The organism is Microbulbifer sp. ABF4_143, assembly GCF_056160225.1.
This window is the reverse complement of the sequence record NZ_JBSWWT010000025.1, coordinates 21,776-43,469: the sequence shown is the minus strand read 5'-3', so window position 1 is coordinate 43,469 and position 21,694 is coordinate 21,776. Positions and strand designations below refer to the sequence as shown.

At 58.0% G+C, this 21,694-nt stretch carries 18 protein-coding genes and 5 tRNA genes; 3 read left to right on the top strand and 20 right to left on the bottom strand.

Annotation, left to right across the window (positions count from 1 at the left end):
• Positions 1 to 84: 84 nt before the first annotated feature.
• The 15 genes from ACXAF3_RS16275 to ACXAF3_RS16205 form a co-directional block, all read right to left on the bottom strand.
• A complete protein-coding gene (locus tag ACXAF3_RS16275; protein ID WP_475113350.1) occupies positions 85 to 1,815 on the bottom strand; it encodes a heparinase II/III domain-containing protein in 1,731 nt (576 codons plus the stop codon).
• Positions 1,812 to 4,571, bottom strand: a complete 2,760-nt coding sequence (locus ACXAF3_RS16270) for a glycosyltransferase family protein (RefSeq protein WP_475113349.1) — start codon at positions 4,569 to 4,571, stop codon at positions 1,812 to 1,814. The genes ACXAF3_RS16275 and ACXAF3_RS16270 overlap by 4 nt, the downstream gene beginning before the upstream one ends.
• Before the next feature lie 49 nt (positions 4,572 to 4,620).
• Positions 4,621 to 5,883, bottom strand: a complete 1,263-nt coding sequence (gene wecC, locus ACXAF3_RS16265) for a UDP-N-acetyl-D-mannosamine dehydrogenase (RefSeq protein WP_475113348.1) — start codon at positions 5,881 to 5,883, stop codon at positions 4,621 to 4,623.
• 11 nt (positions 5,884 to 5,894) lie between these two features.
• A complete protein-coding gene (gene wecB, locus ACXAF3_RS16260; RefSeq protein ID WP_475113347.1) occupies positions 5,895 to 7,049 on the bottom strand; it encodes a non-hydrolyzing UDP-N-acetylglucosamine 2-epimerase in 1,155 nt (384 codons plus the stop codon).
• A gap of 9 nt (positions 7,050 to 7,058) precedes the next feature.
• Positions 7,059 to 7,934: an NAD(+) kinase gene (locus ACXAF3_RS16255; RefSeq protein ID WP_475113346.1), complete on the bottom strand. Its 876-nt coding sequence runs from the start codon at positions 7,932 to 7,934 to the stop codon at positions 7,059 to 7,061.
• Positions 7,935 to 8,117: 183 nt separating this feature from the next.
• A complete protein-coding gene (locus tag ACXAF3_RS16250) occupies positions 8,118 to 9,128 on the bottom strand; it encodes a 1-aminocyclopropane-1-carboxylate deaminase/D-cysteine desulfhydrase (protein ID WP_475113345.1) in 1,011 nt (336 codons plus the stop codon).
• Positions 9,129 to 9,185: 57 nt separating this feature from the next.
• Complete coding sequence (locus tag ACXAF3_RS16245) at positions 9,186 to 9,971, bottom strand: RES family NAD+ phosphorylase (RefSeq protein WP_475113344.1); 786 nt, start codon at positions 9,969 to 9,971, stop codon at positions 9,186 to 9,188.
• Positions 9,968 to 10,333 carry an antitoxin Xre/MbcA/ParS toxin-binding domain-containing protein gene (locus tag ACXAF3_RS16240; protein WP_475113343.1) on the bottom strand — a complete coding sequence of 122 codons (366 nt, stop codon included), beginning with the start codon at positions 10,331 to 10,333 and terminating at the stop codon, positions 9,968 to 9,970. Before ACXAF3_RS16240 ends, ACXAF3_RS16245 begins: the two co-directional genes overlap by 4 nt.
• Before the next feature lie 404 nt (positions 10,334 to 10,737).
• Positions 10,738 to 10,814 (bottom strand) — tRNA-Asp (locus ACXAF3_RS16235).
• A 48-nt stretch (positions 10,815 to 10,862) separates the two neighbouring features.
• Positions 10,863 to 10,938, bottom strand: a tRNA-Val gene (locus tag ACXAF3_RS16230).
• Between the two features lie 101 nt (positions 10,939 to 11,039).
• Complete coding sequence (locus ACXAF3_RS16225; RefSeq protein ID WP_475113342.1) at positions 11,040 to 13,298, bottom strand: DUF6351 family protein; 2,259 nt, start codon at positions 13,296 to 13,298, stop codon at positions 11,040 to 11,042.
• A gap of 347 nt (positions 13,299 to 13,645) precedes the next feature.
• Complete coding sequence (cysC, locus tag ACXAF3_RS16220; protein ID WP_475113341.1) at positions 13,646 to 14,269, bottom strand: adenylyl-sulfate kinase; 624 nt, start codon at positions 14,267 to 14,269, stop codon at positions 13,646 to 13,648.
• A 182-nt stretch (positions 14,270 to 14,451) separates the two neighbouring features.
• Positions 14,452 to 14,527 (bottom strand) — tRNA-His (locus ACXAF3_RS16215).
• A 212-nt stretch (positions 14,528 to 14,739) separates the two neighbouring features.
• Positions 14,740 to 14,816 (bottom strand) — tRNA-Arg (locus ACXAF3_RS16210).
• 21 nt (positions 14,817 to 14,837) lie between these two features.
• Positions 14,838 to 14,914, bottom strand: a tRNA-Pro gene (locus ACXAF3_RS16205).
• 293 nt (positions 14,915 to 15,207) lie between these two features.
• Between ACXAF3_RS16205 and folD the strand changes: the two genes are divergently transcribed.
• From folD to ACXAF3_RS16190, 3 genes are all read left to right on the top strand, one after another.
• Positions 15,208 to 16,056, top strand: coding sequence for a bifunctional methylenetetrahydrofolate dehydrogenase/methenyltetrahydrofolate cyclohydrolase FolD (gene folD / locus ACXAF3_RS16200; RefSeq protein ID WP_475113340.1), 849 nt, complete (start codon positions 15,208 to 15,210; stop codon positions 16,054 to 16,056).
• A gap of 70 nt (positions 16,057 to 16,126) precedes the next feature.
• Positions 16,127 to 16,819 (top strand): 16S rRNA pseudouridine(516) synthase RsuA, encoded by a 693-nt coding sequence (rsuA, locus tag ACXAF3_RS16195; protein ID WP_475113339.1) that lies wholly within the window; start codon positions 16,127 to 16,129, stop codon positions 16,817 to 16,819.
• A 4-nt stretch (positions 16,820 to 16,823) separates the two neighbouring features.
• Positions 16,824 to 17,834 (top strand): class I SAM-dependent methyltransferase, encoded by a 1,011-nt coding sequence (locus tag ACXAF3_RS16190; protein WP_475113338.1) that lies wholly within the window; start codon positions 16,824 to 16,826, stop codon positions 17,832 to 17,834.
• Positions 17,835 to 17,927: 93 nt separating this feature from the next.
• Here the strand turns inward: ACXAF3_RS16190 and ACXAF3_RS16185 are convergent, their stop codons facing one another.
• From ACXAF3_RS16185 to ACXAF3_RS16165, 5 genes are all read right to left on the bottom strand, one after another.
• On the bottom strand, positions 17,928 to 18,383 hold the full coding sequence (locus ACXAF3_RS16185) for a hypothetical protein (RefSeq protein WP_475113337.1): 456 nt from the start codon (positions 18,381 to 18,383) through the stop codon (positions 17,928 to 17,930).
• Between the two features lie 103 nt (positions 18,384 to 18,486).
• On the bottom strand, positions 18,487 to 19,233 hold the full coding sequence (locus ACXAF3_RS16180; protein WP_475113336.1) for a methyltransferase domain-containing protein: 747 nt from the start codon (positions 19,231 to 19,233) through the stop codon (positions 18,487 to 18,489).
• 9 nt (positions 19,234 to 19,242) lie between these two features.
• On the bottom strand, positions 19,243 to 19,725 hold the full coding sequence (locus tag ACXAF3_RS16175) for a GAF domain-containing protein (RefSeq protein ID WP_475113335.1): 483 nt from the start codon (positions 19,723 to 19,725) through the stop codon (positions 19,243 to 19,245).
• 144 nt (positions 19,726 to 19,869) lie between these two features.
• Positions 19,870 to 20,319 (bottom strand): hypothetical protein, encoded by a 450-nt coding sequence (locus ACXAF3_RS16170; protein ID WP_475113334.1) that lies wholly within the window; start codon positions 20,317 to 20,319, stop codon positions 19,870 to 19,872.
• Positions 20,320 to 20,460: 141 nt separating this feature from the next.
• On the bottom strand, positions 20,461 to 21,660 hold the full coding sequence (locus ACXAF3_RS16165; protein ID WP_475113333.1) for a Wadjet anti-phage system protein JetD domain-containing protein: 1,200 nt from the start codon (positions 21,658 to 21,660) through the stop codon (positions 20,461 to 20,463).
• Positions 21,661 to 21,694: the final 34 nt, after the last annotated feature.

Here is a 21,694-nt window from a genome sequence, read left to right as displayed (position 1 = left end):
TGAAGGACGGTCAATTTTCTCAAATACAAAAAGGACTCAGCCTAACTTTGAATAACAAGTAACAACACCAGAACTCTGCAAAGACTAATCCTTAACTTGCATAGTTCCGTCCTCTTGTAAGAGAACACTACGAGATTTATTTCCGATAGATACTGTCATTAGCCTGCTATTCTTAGAGGCACTCTGAGAGACAGACACTTTCTCACTATGCTTAGCAAATCCAAACACTGTTAAGAAAGTGACGAACTTTCCGGAACGCACTGTTGCGAGTGTCGGTACTGGGACTATCTCATCATGGCCGTAGCCCGCCCATCCACGTAACGGCTGCTCGCAGCCCCGAAAGTAGGAAATCTCATCAAAGGGCCAGAGCTGGAAACATTCGGCTTTGGCATCCCCCAACGTCAACTCGGCGTGATCCCTAGTCAGGGAACGAAGTTCCAGGCCGCGATCAAAATGCCAGAGCTGCTGGAAGGGTCTGCTTTGTTCGGATACCAACCGGTCCACCACAACGATAAATTCCGGATCCTGGCAAAAGAGAATTCCACGCTGCCTAGTTGTTTTATAGTAAGGAACATCTCTTAACTGGTAAGACTGCCAATCTTCACGAACTTGGGAGTAGGTCAATTCCGTTTTGGCATTCCATAGAAAATTAGCATTATCGAGGGAAACAACTGTGTTGTGAGCCTCCGGTGTCTGTAAATGTTTGCGCATTTTTTCATCGGAATAACCATGAAAGCCACCGTCAATCAGAACCCGCCTGCCTTTGTAGTGATAGGTCAGCGAGGTATGATCGTTATGCCCATGGATAATGCGCCCGGGACCAAAGCGGAGTGTATAGTAGCTCTCTTGCTCAAAAGGACGCTCCTCACCCCAACCGCTGCGCCCAAAGACATAACCGCTATCAAATATCGCGATGCGCCTGTCAGGCCTTTCCCCCCGAGCTCCATTGGTCGCAGCGTATTCCAGGGCTGACCCGGAGGCAAAACGGGCGAGATCCGTCGCATCATTGTGAGCGTTCCGCAACAATGTATCACCGAGCTGCACCCAATTGCCATCCGGCGCGACCCCGTGAGCAGCAAAGTCCAGCATTCGCGGCAATCGCGAGAATTTGCTTTCATCCACAGCGAGACCACTCGCATCCAAACGTGTTTTCAGGTCGTTAAACCGCAGATAAACGTAATACTGATAGCCCACTGCCTGCTCGTGGGTCACTCCCTGTACATCGATAGACGCCTCGAGATTGTCCAGTGCACGCTCGTACGCCAAACGCTTCCAATCGTCGCGATCTAGCGCACAACCCAAGGCAAGCAACCCAATATCCTGGTCCAGGCCGTGATTCCATTTTCCCTGATGGAAATCCTCGTCAAGCAGCATCTCCGCGTGTACTGCGATGGTATCGATCAGCCACTGCTCATGACAGCCGAGCACATACAGTGCCGCCAAGTGCTCAGCCCTTATCGCCGTCGCATGACCGTCCCACGCCATTTTAGAGCTGGGAGTACTTGGGTCATTGTCGGAAGCCCAGTCACGCATAATTGAAGCGGCCAATTCAATATCACTTTCCTCTCGGCCCATCTCAATCAACAGCGGTCTTAAACAAAAAAAGGAATTCAACCACCAGTGAAAGGTCGGAGACAACTCCGCATGGCTTGACCAATCGAATTTAACGGAAAAATCCAGCAGCGTTACCCCATAAACAGGCGGAACCAAGACGCATTTTGACTCCCGGAGGCTGCAAAGCTCCTTCCTTGCCATCGCAGATGGGGGGAAATCACACAAAAATTCCTTGCCGGCCAGTGGAACACGTACCGTCATACACGCCCCTCAATATTCAAGACCTCGGCCAGTCGTCCGTAGATAGATTCATGGCCGTACTTTCCAACGAGTAGATTCCGATTCGCCTCGATCTGCGCCCGGCGCTCACCCTCAGAAAGATTTCGAAACACCTCAATTCGATCGGCCGCCTGTTTGGGATCATTCACGATCCAGTCGCTGGAATAAACTGACGCGGCCTCCTCCCAAGGCCACAGCAGCGGCTGGCAGCCTGTCAGCACACCATCCGCGAGCGCGTAGTGAAAGGACTCGTGGTCGCTACAGGAAATGATGTGATCAACCTTGCGATACCACAAGGCGACATCATTCCCCCAAGGATCAAAGTGCACCCGTCCCGCCAGTAGAGACTCACCATCAATTCTGGCGTAGATTTCCCGGTAATAGTCGAGTTCAGCCTTGCGGCTGGGACCATGCATAAACTCCAATGTTTCAGGGCGCGGCCCCTTGATAAAAAGTTCCGCGTCCCTGCCCCTTTGCCGCAGCACCAGAAGTGTATCGATCGCGCGATCTAGACGTTTGCTTTGAGGAATCATCCCCACCATACCCAAGCGGATAGTTTCCGTCTGCTTCCGGGAAGCCAGTTTATACTCGTCTTCCAACAGGTAATTGGGGATTATTACTGTCTTTTCCTTCGGCCAACCGAACAGTTCAAGCGCACGATCACGAACCCGGCGCGATACAAAAATAACTTTCTCTACATTGTCGATATTTATTTGACGACCAAATTTGCTTGCGCGTGGATTGACCTCTTGAGCATGAGCCCGAATGAAGAGCCGCTTACCCGGCGCCAGATTATTTGAATGCCAAACTGCATTCGCGAGCCCCCACTCGCACAACACGATATGCGCCCAATCCTGACAGGCCTTCGACCTTTCGACATTGACAGGATCTCCCCACGCCCAGGTATCTCGAACAACTTCGTGTCCCACTGATTTCAAGTAGGAGACATATGGATCGATAAACTTGAAGTCGTGGCTCGCAACGCAGATACGCTTTACATCGGCCAGCTCTTTGCGATCAATGATTTCATCGAAAAACCGCCGACGGGCAGTTGCAAGACTGTGCTTTTGACGCAGTGCATTAGCAACACCGCTTGGCAATGAGTTCTGCGAAGCAAGGATCTTTCCAAAATCTTCCAGATTGTCGGCGAAAAAAGGATAATCCGCACCAAGTACCGAAACATTAACCTCGCTCGGATAACAGATACATTTTGAGCCGGATGCGATCATTTCAACCAGTTTGGTGGAGAGTTCAAGCGTATTGTTCTCCAATCTCGCGGGCCGCCAGCACCAGACATAATCCATCTCAGACATCAACCGCATAGACTGCTGACGATTGAAATCCTGGTAATGTTTAGCCTCAACCCGCTGCATCTTTTCCATGATAGTTGTTCGAAAGCCTTCCTGGCGTTTCGCACCACTGCCTTCTGAAATCTTGTTTGCGACTATGTGAACTTCGACGTCCACGCCTCTTTCTTTAATCTCAGCGATCCAGTCCAGAAGCTCTTCCACTCCCCAGTCTGGTGTTATCTTCCCTGAGTATCCGATCAGCAACGGTCCATTCTGGCCAACCTCCGCAGACTTTGGTTGAGGAAGCTCATCCGGAATTGGGGGGGGGAGTTCGAAAGCTTCGAAGTCCAACCCCGTGACTTGACGCAATTTCTGTTCAATAGCGGGGGTCTGAACTATGAGTTTTGCCGCTTGATTTGTACATATTGATGCCGAGTGGGCTCGCTCCGCAGGAACCTCCAGGCCATCCTCATTAATCACATAGAAGTCTGTTAGGTAAACTAGAGCGCGCTCCCTGAACTGGCGCGTAACAAGCAGCTGCTCAGCAGCCTCCACGCCACGAATAACAACGTGAGAAATTCTAGGAAGAATTCCATCTATTGACCGCAGGACTCGACAGGCGTCAGCTGGAGTAAAGGATTCACGTGGTGAATTCAAGTCGTCGGGACTAATTATCAGAAGGTTTTCCCGATTTTGAATGTTAGATACAACGACATCTGAATGAATATCTGATTTGGAAACCAGAATGCAGCGTCCATAGCCACACAATATGGAAGCCATAGAGGAAAGCCAGACAGAAGAGCCATCTACAATATTTAGGTTAATATCTGCATACAGAAGATACTTGATATCCGTTGCGTCCGCTAAATTTTCGGCCCATTTAGCCGTCGCTGCTTCAATCCAAGAATTATCCTCTTCCAACCTCCGGAAACACAACTGGTCTAGGTTGATCACGCGATCTAGCGTTGAACTCAGTGTAACTTTAAGCCACCTTTGATCTTTCTCGACATTAATGACCGCGTTTTGAGCCACCCCATAGTCGCGAGGCTTTCCTCCGCCAAAGTATGAGAGTAGTGAATCATCATCGCCAATCATCATACCCAGGCGGCCGGCAACTTCTCGGGAAGGAGTGCCATTGAACATTTGAAAGCGAGCCACCAGGGCCTTTCGGCTGCCGGCCAGCTTCTGATCTGCGTGCCGAATTTCAAAGCAGTAAGTGCCCTTGCGCACATTACCAAAATATATCCTTTTCTTGGAAGATGGCCAAAGAACACAACCATTAACAATTGATCCGACATTGGAAACTATGCCTCTATTCAATGACCTATGCAGCTTGGCTGCAGCTTTCCATCTATATGTCTTGATCTCCCTGTATAGATAATTAGCAATCTTGTAGGGGTTTAGATACTTCAAATTAGATTTTATATTTTTCGCAACCACCACGTTCATGCATCTTCTCTAACAGTTAGGACCAACATCAAATACAATCGAAAAGCATCTATTGCTTTTTGATATTTACAAAATCGATTAGCTTTTCTCCAGGGAAATCTACTTCATTTAGCACTTGCACAAACTCTTTGTGCCTCACCAGTCCAGCAAGTAATACTTTGTCCTTTATGACGTCGTCGAGTGAAGCCAGCCGTATATTTTCTATATCGCGAAGAGCTTCTGGCAAATCACTGATATTTGGCTCTACTGCAAGCACTTGTATGGATTTGTCGTTCGATAGCATTCGGACAATCTCTACTGCTGGACTTTCGCGCAAATCATCAATATCCGGCTTAAACGCCAACCCGAGGCATGCCACCACCTGTGCACCATTTAACTTTTTCTTGATTTGCTCTACTACGTATTCAGGCTTGCTGTCGTTTACTTCACGCGCCGTACGGATAAGGCGGGCGCTCTCTGGAGATTGGCTCACGATGAACCAGGGATCCACGGCAATACAGTGACCACCGACTCCACAACCCGGCTGCAGAATGTTGACCCGGGGGTGTTTATTGGCTAATTCAATCAACTCCCAAACGTCAATATCTAACTCTTTTGAGATTATCGAAAGTTCATTTGCAAACGCTATATTGACATCCCTGAAAGCATTTTCAGTCAACTTTGCCATCTCGGCAGTACGGGCATCGGTTAATAAACAGTTGCCTTCCACAAAAATTTGGTAGAGCTCTTTGGCCTTGGCGGCACACTGCTTCGTCAGACCGCCAATAATTCGGTCGTTTTCCACCAACTCTCGCATCACATGTCCAGGAAGCACTCGCTCCGGACAATGGGCGATATAAATATCGAACTCTCCTTCTAACCGGTTGAGTGTTGGCACATTTAGGTCCGGCCGAAACTTAGCCAGGCCCTGCGCCATATGCTCTGTGGCACCAACGGGCGATGTCGATTCTAGAATTATCAAGTCACCCTTCTTGATGACAGGCGCAATTGCGGCTATCGCAGATTCGATATAAGAAAGATCAGGCTGCTTATTTCCTTTAAATGGTGTAGGTACAGCTATGATAAACGCATCAGCAGCTTCCGGTGACAACGAAGCTTTTAAGTAGCCTTCCGTTACTGTCGAATGTACAACTATATCCAACTCGGGCTCGACTATATGAATCTCACCGCGATTAATGGTGTTTACTGCGCCTTCATTGACATCCACACCACAAACTTTGAGCTTCCGAGATGCAAACACTGCGGCAGTTGGCAAACCAATGTACCCAAGCCCCATTACCGTCAGTGATTGAAAATTCTTGTTAGTAATCACTTTACCTCCTTTTATACCGTTGCATCTTCTACTGCAGAAACCTCTTTCTGCTGGACTATTTGCGAAACTATTCGCTCGCACGCCTTGCCATCCCCATAAGGATTGTGGGCTTCAGACATGGATTTATAGTGTGCCTCGTCAGTTAGGAGTTTCACCACTTCATTCAAAATGAAATTACTATTTGTACCCACAAGCTTAACGGTTCCTGCATCTACAGCTTCAGGTCGTTCCGTTGTATCCCTCATTACCAGTACTGGCTTACCAAGTGACGGAGCTTCCTCTTGAATACCCCCGGAGTCAGTCAATATCAAATACGAGCGACTCATCATATATACGAAAGGGAGGTATTCGAGCGGTTCCATCAGGAGCACATTTTCAACATTGCTCAGAATTCTGTTGACAGGTTCTCGGACATTCGGATTCAGGTGAACCGGATACACGACTAGAACATCAGGATGGGAGATGGCGATCTTTCTTATTGCCGTGCAAATGTTTTCAAACCCTTCGCCAAAGTTTTCTCTGCGATGCCCTGTCACCAGGACAATCTTCCGGTTTTCTTTCAGAAAGGGGAGCTGATTCAGAATCTGCTGCTCGAGCTGAGGATTCTGCCCAATAATAGAGAGGACTTCATGTAGCGCGTCGATAACGGTATTGCCCGTTACTTGCACCGTGGAGCTGTAAACGCCCTCGTTGAGCAAATTATGTTGCGCTCTTGAAGTTGGCGCAAAATGATACGCAGCAATAGAGCCGGTGATTCTCCGATTCATTTCTTCCGGCCAAGGCGAGTAAATATCACCCGTACGCAATCCTGCCTCGACATGACCAACTGGAATTTTTTCGTAGTAGCTCGCTAAAGAAACAGCTAGCGTGGTCGTCGTATCGCCGTGTACAAGCACGATATCGGGGCGCCACTCTTTCAAAACAGGTCTCATCCCCAGCAATATTCGACTGGTAACATCTGTAAGATCCTGGCCAGGCTGCATAATATCGAGATCCCAATCAGGTGTGATATCAAAAAGCTCCAAAACCTGATCCAGCATTGAGCGATGTTGTGCGGTTACGCAAACCTTGCACTCGGCATCTTTATTTTTGGCAAACGCTTTTACAAGCGGTGCCATCTTTATCGCTTCCGGGCGTGTGCCGAAGACAATAAGGACTTTTTTCATAACGCTACCTTAGCTGCTTACCTGCCAGTTCAGTTTTGAACGGCATGTTTCGTAAAAGTTGTGGCCTAAAGGGTGAATTAGAGTCAATCTATGTGGTTTTTTGTGTATACGAATCACATCACCCGGTTCGGTAACTACGTGATCATGTCCGTCACAAGTCACGTGCGGCTTGGCAATATTGTGCTCGCCCACAATGATCTTGAACTCGCTGCTGCCCTCCACGACGATCGGGCGACTGCTGAGGGTGTGTGGGTTCAATGGGACAAGCACTATGGCGTCCAGTTTGGGATGCATAATTGGTCCACCACCAGATAATGCATATGCCGTAGAGCCCGTGGGAGTAGATATGATCAGACCGTCCGAGCGCTGGGTATATACAAATTGGCCGTCTATATAGAGATCGAACTCGATCATGCGGATGAATTCGCCGGGGTGCAGCACCACATCGTTGAGCGAAGCCCCCTTGCCGATCGGCTTGCCGCTGCGGGTAACTGACATATCCAGCAAGAAGCGACTCTCAGCCATATATTTGCCGGCCAGCACTTCACCTACTTTCTGTTCGATTTCATCCGGGGTGATATCGGTAAGGAAGCCCAGCCGCCCCCGGTTGATACCCAGAAGGGGCACGCTGAATTTGGCCAGGGCGCGGGCGGCGGCGAGGAGGCTGCCGTCGCCGCCGACGACGATCACCAGGTCGCAGAGTTCGCCCAGCTTGTCTTTGGGCGCCACGCGGGCATTGTGATTGGGGGCGGCGCTGGCGGTTTCCTGTTCCAGCACCACGGCGAAGCCCTCCCGCTCCAGGAACGCCATCAGGCGTTTGAGCGAGAGGACGGCACTATCGCTTTCTGTACGGCCGATCAGGCCAATATTCTGAAATTCCGACACCGCTCCCCCAAGGTGCCCGAATTTGGGCCCAGCGATTGATACCTTTCTTGGCGGCCCACCTGGTTAATTTTTGTGCGCCGCAGGGGAAAGCCCCCAAATTTGTGACAGGCGATTATGCCTTAGCTTGATGGGTGAGTCGAACGAGGATAGGGAGTCAGCGGGACTTCGCCGTGACTACACTGTTTATTTTTTGTTCATCTCAAGATGTGGAAAGCCGCGCCGCCCCTGAAGGCCGCCGGAGTGCAGCGTCAGTATCCTGCTGCCGGCCGGGATGCGGCCGCAGAGGGCTTCCCGGTGCAGAGCGTACATTAGTTTTGCGGTGTACACCGGGTCCAGAGGAATCTCGGTTTGGTGTTCGAAGGTTTGCTGGAATTCCTGCAGGTATTGGGGGTACTTGGCGTAGCCGCCGCAGTGATACTTGTTGATCAAATAAAGATCAGTTGGGGCTTTATGCTGCTTGCTGGGAGAGGCTCCTGTCGCTCCCTCCCCGCAAGCGGGCCCGGCACTATTGAGCGCCCCCAGCCAGCGCTGCGCATCGCGGCGGATAGAATCGCCGGCTTTTAGCACTTCTACGCCGCAGATTGGAAAGCTTGTGACAGAAGAAGCCAGCCCAGCCAGGGTCAGGCCTGTGCCGCAGGCCAGCCAGAGTTGATCAAAACTGACCGGGGCCGTCTCTTCGATTACTTCACCCAACAACCGGGCGCCCCTGGCACCGGCCAGGTTGGCACCGCCTTCCGGTATATAAAGGATGTCGGGTGCGTCAACCGCGATCAGACTCAGGAATCCCGGTTGGTTGCGCTGGCGGTACTCTTCCCGGGTGACGAATCTGAGCTGCATGCCGAAGCGCTCCGCGTCCTGCAGGGTGGCGCTCAGCACCGGCGGGCGTTGGCCGCGGATTATGCCGATAGTGTCGAAACTGAAGCGGGCGCCGGCGGCTGCGGTGGCGTGTATATGATTTGACCAGGCGCCGCCGCAGGTCACCAGGGTTTTGGCACCCTGCTCTCCCGCTTCGATCAGGTTGTAGAGGAGCTTGTAGGCCTTGTTGCCGGAGATGACCGGGTCCAGGAGATCGTCGCGGCGGATCCAGACTTCTATATTGGGGAGCAGGTCGCTTTCGATGCGCTGGTAGGGGACGTCGCTAGCGGCTTGTTTGAAATCCTGAAGGTCCAGGCTGGTTAAGTAGCGGGGTTTCAACTTGATCTTCCACTCCGAAAGTTCGCCTGCAAGCAGGCTCCTACAAAGGCCGGCGGGTTATGCCGGCCTGGGCAATGCGCCCTCGACCACGAAGACGCTCAGAGGGAATGATGTGGTCTCCGTTCCGTCGCCAGACTTCACCAGGAATACCACCTCTTCACTGCCGGTTTCCGCCGTTACGTCCGCCTCCTGGGTGGGTGGGCGCTTGAGCAGGGCCCGGGGTTCGAACAGGGCGACATTGATACCTTCGGAGTTGCCCGGCGGCAGCTGCACCAAACCGGCCTGCAGTGCGCGGGCGGAGGGTGTTTCGATACCGACGATTCCGGCCTCGCGCAGATGGCGGCCCAGCTTCTGGCAGTGGCGGTAGTCCGCCGGGTGGGTCAGTGCCGGCCAATCGCCCTCCCAGGACGGGTCCTGCAGGCGAACGCCGGGATCGGCGCAGTATTTGGCGGAGAAGATATTGTGGTAGCTGGTTACCGGCTTCGGCGGCGCTGGTTGCATATCGTGGAAGAACAGCAGCCGGTAGTAGGCGGCTTCGGCCAGCACCGTGGGGATTGTCTTGCTGCCGTAGAAGATGCCGGATTCCGCCGTGCCGCCGAAGCGGGAGCCCCAGGGCAGCGGCGGGTAGCGGAAGGGCGTGGCGAGCAGGTAGTGCAGCTCCTCGCTGCCGGGCAGCCTCTGCGGCTTGCTCTGCTCCAGAAGCTCTTCCAGCACCTGCTGCTTTTGCAGGCTGTCAACCAGGCTGCGGGTGGCGACCTCCTCCTGGGATTCGACGATTCGGTACAGGCGCCCGAGCAGGCGCTGCCGGCCGGATTCGATGCGGCGGGAAATCTCCTCGCTCAAACCTTGCCCCGCATCGCATCCAGGTAGGTGACGATACGAACCAGACCATCGATGCGGCTGGCCATTTCCCTCGGCGTGCCGTTCAGTGCCCGGTTGGGCGTGGCGAACCAGTAGCGGGCGCCCTCGGCGCCGCCCATCAGCACGAAGGCGGCGCGGTAGGCGCGCACCAGCAGCAGAGCCAACTGGCCGGGAGCGCTGTCCGGATCCAGACCGCTTCTGCGCCTCAGGGTGCGATCGTCCAGGTGGATGATCTCGCCGAGCTCTTTCTTTTTCAGGCCCAGGTGGTCTGCGGTGTTCAGCAGGGCTTCGAGGAGTACCGCGTCACCGCTGGGCTTGGGCTGGTAGCTGGGGATTGAGGTCATTGCAGCCCTCTAATTGAAATCGGTCACTTGACCGAAATATAGAGCAAAATCGGTCAAATTGCAACGACCGGGCGACCGATGGTCTGGCCGTGGAACACAGGAAAGCAGAGCACAGGATTGTGGCTCCTGAGGTCGGAAACTCTACTTCTGCCCAGCCTTCCGAACATATACCTTAACCCCTGCCCCACATACGAAAAAGGCCCACACTTTCGTGCGGGCCTTTTTCGTATGTGGCGGACCGGACGGGAATGACTCGGGCCGTCCTGGCCCTCGCCCTGCGGGCGCCTCCGCTTCGCTGCGGCGCCCAAATTCGTTCCCGACGAATTTGTCGAACGGGGGCTCTCGCACGCCGATCCAACATATACAAAAAAGGCCCACACTTTCGTGTGAGCCTTTTTTGTATATGGCGGACCGGACGGGACTCGAACCCGCGACCTCCGGCGTGACAGGCCGGCATTCTAACCAACTGAACTACCGGTCCGCATTTCTTCCTCCCCTTAACAATCCTGCCCAGCAGGTGAAAGGGAGGTGGTGGGTGGTACAGGGGTCGAACCTGTGACCTACGGCTTGTAAGGCCGTCGCTCTCCCAACTGAGCTAACCACCCGTCGCTTCGATCGTTTGGGGCCTTGCCCCCTCGAGCGACGCGCATCATACCCGAATGCGCCGGCCTGTCAACAAAAAACGCGCCAAAAAAATTTTCAGAGATCAGTGAGCGCTCTGCGGAAGCGAAACGGGCACCGGTTGCGGCTCGACTTCGTCCGATTTTTTACCGGCGAGGCGGTCGATGGGCTGACGGTAGTCGGGTTCGATCAGCTGCCCGGCTATTTTCACCGGCGTGTCACCGGGAATCAGATCTTCCTTCGGTCGCGCCAGATCCGGCTGGCTGTAATTGCACACGCCTGTGGGAAATATTCTCTGCATATCGTCGAAACGCGCCGCAATCTCATCCGTGTACGGCCCATAGATGCCTTTGGCCAGCGCCCGCTCGAGCGGCTGCAATGCACACTTGAACACATCGCCCGTGATCGGCGCGCCGGCCACCTGGCGCGGGGTGCTGTAGATGGGGTATTCCTGCATACACGCGCCTGTAGGCTGGCTGTTCCAATGGCCATTCCAGACATCCGCGCCGGCGGCCATCACATTGCCCTCGCTGTCGAAACACTGGTCGTGGGCATCGACCGGCCGGTTGGCCGCGACTCCGGCGCCGGGATTGTCGATGATGTTCTGCATCCAGCGGTCCATGGTGTCCAGGGCTTCGTCCAGGGGGATGTAGTTCTTGTGGCTCACCCAGATCAGCTGGTTGTCGGCGTGACCGCGCGCGCGGCGGATGCGCTCGCGGGCGGAGAAGGAGGCGGAGCTGTGGTGCATGTCGAGCTCGCCGTCGAGATAGTGGCGCAGGTCGATAATGGGAATCTCGACATCCCCCAGGAATACGTGGCCGGAGCGGTAGATACCCTCTATCGCCTCGCGGCTGGCGCGGCTGCGTTTCGCCGGCCTGTCCAGGCTGCCGAGACGCATATTCTGTTCACTCCAGACGGAGAGCTGCACCGGGAAGACCTCGCCGTTCAGGAACCAGAGTCTCTCATCGCCCTGATCCTCCTGCGCCTTCCAGCCGCCGACAGTCGCATTGAGCTCGAGGAAGGTCTCCACGGAGATCTGGCCGCTCACCAGGGCCTGCAGCCCGTATTGCACCCCCTCGTTATCCCACACGCTGTTGGCATAACCGGTCTCGTCGGCACCGTAGAAGAGGCGCAGGTCCTCCCAGTGGGTCCAGTGCACTTTGCTCGCCACATCGTCGGCGAAACTCTTGATGAAATGGACGAAATTGGGGTTGTTCACCAGTGGCACCAGACCGCGCCACCCCTGGGTGCACTCGGTGGCTCCCTCGGTGCCATCCCGGTAGCGACCATCAAACAGCGAGGCGGCCAGTTTCAGGGTGTGGAAGCGGCTGTCGACCTCGGCGCTGGCGGAAAGCCCCTCTATCACCGTGCGCTGCGCCGCATCGCGCCAGCGCGGGTTGTCCGCGTCGACCACGTCGAAAAAATACTCCAGCGGTTCACAGTCAAAGACGTAGATGGTCTGACTGACCATATCCGGATAGGAGTAGAGGGGAATCGCGGCGTCCAACAGGCCGGGGGCATTCTGCGCGAACAGATACTGCTGAATGGCGCCGCCGGACCCACCGATCCCCACGGTATACAGGGGCTCGCCATAGAGGGCCGTGAACTGCTTCTTGAGACGGCGCGCCGTATCCTCCGCCAACCAGATATTGTAATGGTTGCTGGTCTGGTTGGCAGTGGAGTAGACCACCGCATAGCCGCGGGCCAACTGGTCCGCCCGGCGCGAGATGATATCCCCTTTGCTGATATCCCCCTGGCGCCGGCCTATGCCGACTCCGCCCCTGAGCTGGTAGATCAGGCGGCGATTCCAGTTGCTGGCGCTGGGCCTGTCGGGAGCTTCGCCCTCGCCTCTCAGCGCCGCAATCGCGTAGAAGAAGCGATTGATGGTGCCGGTTTCCAGACGCACGACGAAATCGGTGAGCTCGCCGTTGACGGTGACTTGGTCGATATCACCGTTGGCCTTTTCCAGCGGGTGGAAGTTGCCGTCAACTGTGCTGCGATAAAAGTAACTGACCTGTGTCGGGTGGCTGCAGTCGCGGCTATAGCCGATGATCTTGTCGGTTCTGCGGCCATCGTCGCCGACGGCAAAAACAGGGACCCCCTCGCCGACCTGGTTGTCCACCAGCGGCTGTCGGCCGGTCACATCATTGTCGCCACAGTAGAAGGGATAGGTGGAGGGGCCGGCGAACAGGGTCTCCACCGGGCCTATCTCGCCCTCGGTGATCGGAAAGGGGAAGTATTCCGGCGGGCGCTCCATCACGCGCGGATGGGGGCCGGAGTATGCGGGCATCGGGCGGTGATCCAGCGCCCCCTCGGGGACTCCCACCACCGGGGCCTCAGGCACTCCGGGAATTCTCGGCAGCTTTTGATACCCGTACCAGGCGCCAACTCCAAGCAAAGCAACAATCGCCAATACCACTCCAGAGAGAACCCTTGCTCTCCGCACCGACATACTCGCCTCCACAGCTGCCCATTTCGTTATCTGGTACAGCTTGAGTATATGTACGGATGGGCGGGGCGACCGGCAGTTGGCGTCTGAATACACCGCTTTCGGAAACGGGGGACAAACCGGGATCCACCGCGCTCAACGGGAGGGGAATTCTGGCAGAGGGAAAAGTCCGACAGCCGAAGCAAAGACCGCAGGCCGGATCAGGCGAGCGCCCCACCCGGCCCACAGGGAGCAGGCGCCACTCAGGGGATGATGCCGCGTGCCTGGAGATTGGAGAGGATCATATCGACCTCTTCCTCCAGGGTCATCTGATCGGTGCGCAGATGCAGCTCCGGGGAAAGCGGTGCCTCGTAGGGATCGTCGATACCGGTAAAGCCGCGGATCTCACCGGCGCGGGCCTTCTTGTACAGGCCTTTCGGATCGCGGGCCTCCGCCTCCTCAAGGGGGCAGTCGACGAACACTTCCAGATACGGCAGGTCGCCCTCGACATGCATGCGGCGCACCATATCGCGGTCTTCGCGGTAGGGGCTGATAAAACTGCTCAACACCACCACACCGGTGTCGGCAAACAGTTTGGAGATTTCGCCCACACGGCGGATATTCTCCTGCCGGTCTTCGGCGGAGAAACCGAGATTGGAGTTGATGCCGAGGCGGATATTGTCGCCGTCCAGTCGATAGCTCAGCACACCGCGCGCGACCAGCGCCTTCTCCACCGCGACCGCGACGGTACTCTTGCCGGAGCCGGAAAGGCCGGTGAACCACAGGGTCACCCCTTTGTGACCGAGAATACTCGCCCGGTCCTCGCGGGTAACATCACCCTCGTGCCAATGCACGTTCGTCGCCTTGCGCTCAACTGTTACGGTCACCGATTGCTCCCTAGTCTCAATTCTTCATCTCTATACCTCTTCCGGCAGCCCTTATAACCAAAAGCCATCGAAAGATCCGGGCGCTTATTATCAAGCAACGCCGCAGGCAGCGTAAAGCACCTGCTTATAGCATCTGCGCGCGAAAACAAAAAAGCCCGGCATAAGCCGGGCTTTCGGGAAAATGGGGTGGCCGACGGGGATCGAACCCGCGACCTCAGGAGCCACAATCCTGTGCTCTACCAACTGAGCTACGGCCACCATAGAAGTGATATGTCTTCAGCGCCTTGTGGCAACGCTGAACCCTGCGTGGGCGCAAGGCCCGGCAGGTCCAAAACGCCTATCTGCGAAGCACCGCTTCGCGGCCGTTTTGGCGCCCACCAGCTTGCTGGTGGGCCGGAATAGTCCTGCGACTAAGCGCCGGCAGCGGGTTCAAACCGAAACTGCCAAGCCATCAGCCACCCGTAAAAGGTTGGCACGCCCGGCAGGACTCGAACCTGCGACCATCCGCTTAGAAGGCGGATGCTCTATCCAGCTGAGCTACGGGCGCAAGGTAAACCCGGCAAGCGTCTGGTCGGGGCAGAGGGATTCGAACCCCCGACATCCTGCTCCCAAAGCAGGCGCGCTACCAGACTGCGCTATGCCCCGCAAACCCGCTCTATCGCTGGGGCTGAGGTCTCTCCGACCACTGCGGTTGCGCAGTTTCGAAGGCCGCCTCCCTTGCGAAGAGCGCGCATAATACTGACAGCCCCCGAGGGAGTCAACGGCGCTAAGCTATTCTTTTTGCAGAAGTTTAGTCTCCCCGCCAGGGGCTGTGACCAAGTGGGGAAATTATTCCCGGCCTGTGCGAAAATAGCGCGCTTCGCGATCCGGGCCGGATGCCGCATACGGACCTATTCCGGCCACTTAGCCCAAGATTCAATTTGTTTGAGATACCACCTATGTCTGCACTGGTTCTGGACGGCAAAGCCCTGGCACAGAAAACGGAACAGGAACTCTCGGCCCGCGTGGCCGCGCTGAAGGAGAAGAGCGGCGGCCAGACGCCGATTCTGGCCACCATCCTGGTCGGCGACGACCCCGCCTCCGCCACCTACGTCAAGATGAAGGGCAACGCCTGCCGCCGCATCGGCATGGATTCCCTGCAGGTGGAACTGCCCTCCTCCACAACCACCGAGCAGCTGCTGGCCAAGATCGAAGAGCTGAATGCAAACCCGAACGTGCACGGTATCCTGCTGCAACACCCGGTGCCGGAGCAGATCGACGAGCGCGCCTGCTTCGACGCCATCGCACTGGATAAAGATGTGGACGGCGTGACCTGCCTCGGCTACGGCCGTATGGCGATGGGCGAAGAGGCCTACGGCTGTGCGACACCGAAAGGCATCATGCGCCTGCTGGAGGCGTACAATATCGAAATCGCCGGCAAACACGCGGTTGTCGTCGGCCGCAGCCCCATCCTCGGCAAGCCGATGGCCGCCATGTTGCTGAACGCCAATGCCACTGTGACCACCTGCCACTCCCGCACCCGCGACCTGGCCGATCATATCCGCCGCGCCGACATCGTCGTCGGCGCCGTGGGCAAACCGGAATTTATCAAGGCCGAATGGATCAAGGATGGCGCGGTGGTTGTGGACGCAGGCTACCACCCCGGCGGTGTCGGCGATATCGAGCTGGGCCCGCTGGTGGAGCGCGTCGCCGCCTATACCCCGGTGCCCGGCGGCGTCGGCCCGATGACCATCAACACCCTGATCTACCAGTCGGTGGATTCGGGCGAGCGCAAGATCGCGGGTTGAGCCCTCTCCGCCAACCCGGTGCTCGCGCCGCCCTTTGCGCGAGCCGCCGGATTGGCGAGCGGGGAAGACAATGCGTCTAGATAAAGCCGTAAGCCAGGTCACCGACCTCTCCCGTTCCGACGTGAAGCGCGCCGCGAGGGCCGGTCGCGTCACCGTCAACGGGGAGACAGTCACCAACCCGGCCGCCAAAGTCGAAGAGACGGACACCCTGTGCCTGGACGGCGAGCCGCTGCTGGAGCCAGGCCCGCGCTATTTCATGCTGCACAAGCCGCTGGGCTATGTCTGCGCGACCAAGGACAGCGAGCACCCCACGGTGCTCGATTTGATCGACGAGCCCAACAAGCACCGGCTGCATATCGCCGGGCGCCTGGATATCGACACCACCGGCCTGGTGCTGCTTACCGATGACGGCCAGTGGTCCCACAAAGTCACCTCCCCGCGCCACCACTGCGACAAGACCTACTATGCCCACCTGGCGGAGAGGATCGGCGAAGACGCCATCGAAAAGTTCGCCAGGGGAATCTGGCTCGACAACGAGAAGAAGAGAACCAAACCGGCCAGACTGGAACTGCTCTTCGCCAACGAGGTGCGCGTCACCATCAGCGAGGGCCGCTACCACCAGGTGAAGCGGATGTTTGCCGCCCTCGGCAACCGGGTGCTGGAACTGCACCGGGAGCGGATCGGCGATATCCTGCTGGACGACGCACTCGAGGAGGGTGACTACCGGCCCCTGACCCCGGAAGAAGTCGCCTCGGTAACATAACCGCATGACCGCCCTACTCAGCCAGGAATTACAAGTCGCCCCCCGGGAAACCCTGTGGATCGCCGATGAAAACTGCAAGGCAATGTTGCGGCAGGGATTCAACTTTGCCGGCGATCTGCTCAGCAACCGCTGGGATATCGCCAGGTTGGCAGAAGCCTGCGCCGGGCGCAGCTTCTTCAGCGATTTTCGCTTCGAAGAGTTGGGGCGCAACTACCGCCGCATCGTCTACGCGGTCTCCAAGGAAAGGGCGGTGGTGCATCACATCATCAACCGCGCGCCGGAGTTTCTCGGCGAGGGCGGCGAACTGGTGCTCGTCGGCGGCAAGCAGAGCGGCATAAAAACCTATGCGGCCAGGGCCGCGCAACGCTTCGGCTGCGCCAAATATCTGCAAAAGCACGGGGCGGAATACCTCAGCGTCAACCCTCTCGCCACCCGCGGCGGCGAGGCGGTGGACGACCAGGATTACACGCAACTGCGCCGGCTCGATGCGCTGCACGGCCTCTACAGCAAGCCCGGCCTGTTTGGCTGGAATAAGATCGATCGCGGCAGCGCCCTGCTCGCACAGAAGTTTCCGCAATTTCTGCCGGGGGAAGGCGCCCACGTCGTCGACCTCGGCTGCGGCTACGGCTACCTGTCGACACAGCTGGCCGCTCTGGGGGATTTTTACTTTACCGCCACCGACAACAACGCCGCGGCGCTCCTCGCCTGCGGGAAAAACTTCCGCGAGCGGGGGATCGAAGGCGTGGTGCTTCCCTCCGATGCCGGCGCAGAACTCGAGGGCGGCATCGCCGATTTCCTGATCTGCAACCCGCCATTTCACCAGGGATTCGATGTGGAGGGCGATCTCACCGACCAGTTCCTGCGCCAGAGTGCCCGCCTGTTGAAAGCCCCTGGCTCGGCGCTGTTTGTCGTGAACGAGTTTATTCCGCTGGTGAGAAAGGGGCGGAAGTACTTTTCCGGGGTCGAGCTGCTGGCCAAAGACCAGGGCTTCTGCGTCTACCGGCTCGACCTGTAGGGGCGAGCCCTGTGTTCGCGCAAATGGCCGCGTCAGATGCAGCAGGGGCGAACCAAGGTTCGCCCCTGCCTGCAATTTTCCGGCTTGTGCGCGCTAATAATCCCGCAGGTTGAACAGATTCATCGACAGCGTGTGCTCCTCCAGCTCTTCCAGCTGTCGCAGACGCTCGAAGGCATCCCGCGCCGAGGGCGTTTCCGCGCCCTGGGCCAGGTCCCGATACTGGTCGGCCAGATACATCTCGATATCCATCGCCAGCTCGGCAATTTCATCCAGGCTGTTGATGTCAATATTGCGCAGCCTCTGCAGAAATTCCTTCTCGCGCCCCTCCGGGGCAAACTGCACCCAGGTATGCAGAGCGCCGGGGCTCAAGTCGGCGCGGAAGTTTTCCAGCGAGTGCTTCATCGAATCCTCGCGCCGCTTCAACTGGTCCAGCAACAGCTCTATGCGTTTGTTCGGGGCCAGCTGCTCATACTCCCCGTATTGCTGCGCCAGCTTGGCATGAAAATCCCGCCCCTCCTGGATCACATCCTCCACAGTTTTGTAGCGCATCGACCGGTCCCGGGAAAAACTTGTCTTATTCCAGTATAGACACCCAGTTCCATGGGGCGCCAACCGAGTTGGCACCCGCTCAGGCGTGAATTGCGCAGCGGGATCAGGGCAGGCGCTTCAACCGGCAGTGCAGGCGCCGGGACCGGCTGCGCGGATTGATTTTTTCCGGCGCCCTGGCGGCCAGCTCGGCCAGTGACAGCGGCTGCCGGCTGAGCGCCAGAATCGCGTTTTCATAGTTGGGCAGTTCGGCGCTCCAGGCGCCGCGCAGCTGACCGCGGATGCGCGGCTCACGCCAGCCGCTGGCCAGCAGCTCCCGCCGGCTGCCGAAATTGCTCACCAGCAGCCCATCGGCACTCAGCATGGCGAGCAGCCGCTCGCACCAGGGCAGGTCCGCTGCAACGGTGCGCTCGGCTTCGCCATTTCCATGGCCAAAAAGGTCGTCAATAATCAGATCGAAGGAACCCTGATCCCCGGAAGCGCAATAATCGGAAACAAAATCCCTAGCATCGGCACAGATCAGCTCCGCATCGCGCACGCCGAAGTATCGGCGCGCGATGCGCAGGTGGGTCGCATCCAGATCCACACCGACGATCCTGTCCGGGCGGACAAACTGCTGCAGCAGGCGGATCAAAGCCCCGCCGCCGACGCCGAGCAGCAGCACCGAGCGAAGCCGCTCCCCCGGCAGAAAGAAGGCGGGCAGCAGCATCAATTCCCACAGAGAGCCCTTCAGCGGATCGCGGGGATTCCACTGTGAGTGGAAAACGCCGTTGCTGTACAGGCGCACACTGGCACCGTGGCTGCGCACCTGGTAGAGGTTGCCCGCCACCCGCTTCTGCCACAACAGCGCCATCCGCCCGCCTTACAAGCTGTGGGGAATAACCGGGGGGATCTCACTGCAGTTCAGCAGCACGCGGGCAAATTCCTGCAGCCCGGCGAGGTCCTCGGCATCGAATCGCGCGACGGTTGGGCTGTCGATATCCAGCACACCGAGGCAGCGACCGCCGGCAAACAGGGGAATCACCACTTCGGAGGCGGACACGGCGTCGCAGGCGATATGGCCGGGAAACTGGTGTACATCCTCCACCAGCTGCGGCTCACCGGTCGCCACGGCGGTACCGCAGACGCCGGCACCGACCGGAATCCGCGTACAGGCCGGTTTGCCCTGGAAGGGGCCCAGGCGCAGTTCGTCGCCGTGCAGGAAGTAGAAGCCGGCCCAATTGATATCGTCCAATTCCATAAACAGCAGTGCGCTGGCGTTGGCGGTATTCGCCAGCCAGTCCCGCTCGCCGGACAGCAGTCCCGCCAGCTGTTCGCTCAGTGCGGTGTAAAAGGTCGATGGCACGGACAGATATTCTCCCTAGCGGTGTATGTCGGTGGAGTTTGCCGCTGGCAAAAACGGCAAAGCCCCGATGGGTCCGCGGCGCCCTGCGCCTGCCTGCGGACATATTGGGGCTTTGCGCGGGGATTCAATATGCGGCTGGGCGATTTACTGGTAGGGGTCCGCCACCGGCTGCTCAGCCCCGCTTTCCGGCCGGTATTGCTCCGCATCGACCGTCGGGCGCTGCCACTCGCGCTCATCCACCGCCTCGCCGGCGCCGGCGCGGATGGCCGGCGGCGCGCTGGTGACATCCGAGGCTACCAGCTTGCGCTTCGAGACGGGCTCGGCGGCGCGGGTCGGCGCCGCAGCCGCCGGGCGCACCTCGCGGCGGATATTGCTGGCGATGGTCTTCAGGTTCGGGCGCCGGCGCTCCGCCAGCTTGACCGCCTCCAGCTCGCCGTTCAGTCGGTTGACTTCCGCCTGCAGGTCACCCAGCTGGGCCTGCAGTTCGGTGATCTGGGTGAGAACGCCCTTGACTTTGCGGCTCTCTTTCTCGTACAGAACGGCGGCGCCGCCAAAGGCCAAAACGAATACCACCAGGATGGAAAACTGACGCATAGCGATCTCCGATAAATTCCCTTTCTCTTTCAGCACTCCATTATCCAGACAAACTGCGGCTATCTTCTGCGAACCTGCGCATAGATCGCAACAACAAATGGTGACCGCAAGGCCTGAATCCTTCCGCCACGGCGCCGCTGGCTACAGGTCTTCGGGCAGCTGTTTCGCCGGCACGGATTCCTGGTCCGCGAAGCGGCCACAGCGGTGCAGTGCCGGTATCAGCTCGCCGTCGGCGTAGTCACAGCCGGTGCGCTCGATAACCCTCTGCCCCCTCTTGCCCGCCTGCTGCGGCAGGTGACCGCCGCCGGCGCGCAACAAGTCCAGCAGCGGTCCGTAGCCCGGCCGCCAGCAGGCCAGGTGGGGGAAGCTGCGCCGCAGCGCGGCGGCGATCTGCATACCCTCGTAGTCCAGATCGCCCCAGAAGTACACCGGCGGCTCGTCCGCGCCCTGCCCCTGCCACCACTGCAGGAAATGTCTGCGCGACTCCGCCGGCGCGTCGTTCAGGGTGCTGAAGCGGGCCATACCGGGCGCGCGCACCCGTGCGGCCCCACCGCGGTAACCCTCGATATACACCAGCGCGGTGCGCTCGGGCCGGCAGTCCGCCAGCATCAGAAAGGTGTCCTGGTTTTCGATCAGCAGCACCCGCTCGGAGCGCGCCGGCAGATACAGGTGCATCAGCAGGGGCCGCTCGCGGATTCTGTCACAGAGGGATGGAAAGAGCGCGCGCGCCAGCGCCTGGCGCCCGTCCCCGTCCAGGTATTTGGAGTCGCCGTGAAAACAGCGCGCCGACAGCTGGCGCCAGGACAGGCCGTCGCCGCATTTCAGCTCCGTGCCGACCGAGGCCCAGCAGGCAAGCAGCCCCTCGAAACTGTCGAAGCCCGGCTCCAGTTCCAGGCCGCCCGGCGGGAAAGCGTCCGGGCACTCGAAGCGCCCGGCAAAGCGGGTCAGCGCCGCCTGCCACTGCGGATTCAGCCGCTGTGGGCGAGGCCGGTCCAGCCACTCGCGAACCATCGCCTCGCGATTGTCCTCGAAGGTGAGGCGCGCGCCCTGCCAGGGCGCAGCGCCCGCGGACCGGCGCGCCGGCGGCCGGATGGAGAAACAGCGGTAGTCCTGTGACAGCCATTTCAATTCGTCCCATAGCTCGCCGTCGTCATAGGCGGGATCGGCAAAGGGCGCCAGGGCGGCGCGCAGTGCCCGCGGCGCCCTGGACGGGTCCAGGGTCAGGGCGATCGGCTTTTCCTCGCCGGAGAGAATCTGTTCGTCGCGCCTGTCGAGCACATAATCCAGCAGCCCCATAATCACCGGGTTTGCCGCCGCCAGATCGGGAATGCGCCTGGTCATGCTCTTTTCCCCCTATTTAATTCACCCGCGTGTA